Source organism: Clostridium sp. DJ247, from assembly GCF_014231265.1.
Genome location: NZ_JABAIW010000119.1, coordinates 1 through 3,032, shown reverse-complemented (window position 1 = coordinate 3,032; position 3,032 = coordinate 1). Strand labels below are relative to the sequence as shown.

Sequence of the window (3,032 nt, the reverse complement as noted above, 5' to 3'; positions counted from 1 at the left end):
GATATAAGATTCCCTTGATTATCATATTTGAAATTTGTTAAATTTTCGCCTTCAATTAATGATGTTAGTCTATTTCTTTCATTATAGCTATAGCTTGTTACTTGAGAACCTACTGGTGAATCCAAAGTTCTCTTTATGCGGTTACCTACCTTATCATAGCCGAAGGATTCTATTGTTTGATTTGGATATATTACTTTTTCCAGTCTATTTAAGGTATCATAAGCGTAGCTTGTTACATTTCCGCCTTCGTCCTTTCTTATTTGGTTACCGTTATTATCGTAGAAATACCTGTGATTTAGAAGCTCTTTACCTTCTTTTGTTTTTGCTAATATTCCTGATATATTTTTGTCTACATCATGATTATACTGTATGTTTATTCCATTACCATACTTTATAGCAGATATTGTATTATCTGGATTATAAGTATAAGAAGCTGCCTGTTGGTTGCCATCCAATACCTCTTTTAACATTCCAATTATATCATAATTATAACTTATTTTTCTACCAGTTATATCCTTTAAAGCTGTTATATTACCATCTTTATTGTAGTCATATTCAAGTACAATTTTTCCATTTATACTCTTACTCTTAAGGTTCATATTTGGAGTGTAAGTGTAGTTATAAACCTTACCTCCACTTATACCTGCAGCTAAGCTTCCATCTTTATTATATTTATATTCTTCTGATATTCCTGTAGCTGCATCTTTTCTACTAACTAAGTTATTATCTTGATTATAGAGATACTCAATTATATTCTTGTTTCTGTCAACATGCCTTGCCAGTCTTCCCTGCCTGTCATATTTATAGGTCATTACTTCTCCAGCTGGATCTTTTATTTGTGCTAGAAGATTTAAGCTGTTGTAAGTATACTCTGTTTTATTTCCATTACCATCTACTGCGGCTGTTACATTTCCTGCATAATCATAATCATACCACTCACGGCTTCCATCAGCCTTCTGTACTTCTTTTACTTTTCCCCATAAATCTAAGCTGTAGAAAGTTTCATTATCTTCTCCATCTTTTATTCCTGTTATATTTCCAAGGGCATCATAGGTGTACTGCTGGCTTACTGTACCTTTTTGTTTTGCACCTGGAGTTACTACTGCCTTAACCCTTCCGCCTATGTCATAACTGTATTCCACACCAGTTTTTGAAGCATCTAATTTTTCTATAAGCTCTCCAACTTCGTTGTACTTATTTTTCTGTACAATTACGCCAAGGGCATTGGTTACCTCCACAAGACGATTCATACTGTCATAGCTATAGCTTGTACCTTTTCCATCATCATCTTCTGCATTATAGTTTTCTGGAGTTACATGTTTTATTATGTTTCCTACTGCATCATAGAATAATCTTGTCACTCCACCTTCTTTATCTATTATCTTTGTCTGCCTGTTCATAGCATCATATTTATAGATAATAGAATAACCATTACAATCTGTTTCTTTTATGATGTTTCCAGCACTGTCATATTCATAGGTTGTGCTTCTTTTAGACTCTTCATCCTTTGGATCTCTTTGTACAATCTCCACAAGTCTATCTGCAGCATCATAACGAACTATGTTTTCGTAACCTTCTGGAGTTATTACCTTTGTTATATTACCATTTCCATCATACTCATATAGGGTTTTAGATGATGTTTTTCCTTTTGTCTCTTCTGCTAAATCTCCTTCATTTATCTCTTCACTTACTTTTTCCAGCCAGCCTATGCTGTTGTAATAGTATCTTTTTACTTTATAAGTATTAGCATTTATTCTACTTCTTTCTAAAGTTCTATTGCCTAAACAGTCATAAGTATACTGTATTTCAGCTCCTATACTGTCTGTAATCTTATTTACTAAGCCATTTTTATTATAGCTGTAGCTAATAGTATTCCATTCCTTTGGATATCCAGTTTCATTTACATATTCAGGGGATATTTTCTCTTCTATTCTGTTTCCTGCTTTATCGTAAGAATATAAGGTTACATTATACTTTATATTCCCTAAATCTTCTGCTACAGGCACTCTTTTTTCAAGCATCCATCCTGCAATATTGTATTTATAGAGTGTTCCATAACGCTCTTCATCATTATCAGCACTTAAATATCCCTTGGCATCTATTTCTTTTACAACATTATCTTCTTCATCATAAATAAATCTTCTTGATACATTTCCCTCTGGGTCTTTTATAGTTACAAGTCTGTCTCTTTCATCATAAAAGTATTCTGTACCTTTTCCATCATCATTTTCTTTATTATAGTTTACAGGGTCTATGGTCTTTATTATATTTCCTACTGCATCATACTTTACTCTATAAACTCCACCAGTTGGATATATGGTTTTTATTCTTCTATTATTGTGATCGTACTCATATTCCACACCTAGTCCATCATCATTATATCTATCATAATAATTTGGGTTTATTTCTTTAATTATATTTCCTTCTGCATCATACCTTACTGCAAAAATATTTTGAAGTGGGTCAGTGGTTTGTATAAGTCTATCAAAAGCATCATATCTGTATTCATAGCCTTTACCATTATCTACAGCAGCTTTATATTCGTTTGGCAGTACCCTCTTCACAAGATTTCCCATCTTGTCGTACATCAATCTTATTACATTACCCTTTGCATCAATTATGTGGGTCCTCTTATTTAAGGCATTATAACCATACTCTATAGTACCATAAGCTGTAGTTAATAATGTCATTCTACCTGCATCATCGTACTTATATTTATATACATTATCCTCTGGATCTCTTACTATGGTAGCTCTATTAATATGTTTATGCTCATATTTTAATCTTATAGTGTTTTTTTCTGGATCTGTTTTAGTAAGTATTCTTCCATATTCATCATAGGTGTAACTGGTCTTAGCATAGCTTTCACCCTGTATTTTTACTAATTCTTCTAATATATTTCCTCTATCATCATAATGATAAAGAATTTCCCTTCCTCCAGAAGCTTCTGTTTTCATAAGATTGTCATCTTTATCATAATAATTCTTTATTGTATATCCACCTGGTTGTATCTCTTCAAGAAGATTTCCACT

At 32.4% G+C, this 3,032-nt stretch carries 1 pseudogene; it reads right to left on the bottom strand.

Annotation, left to right across the window (positions count from 1 at the left end):
• Positions 1-3,032 (bottom strand): annotated as a pseudogene (locus HGI79_RS22235) (RHS repeat protein); the annotation flags it as partial.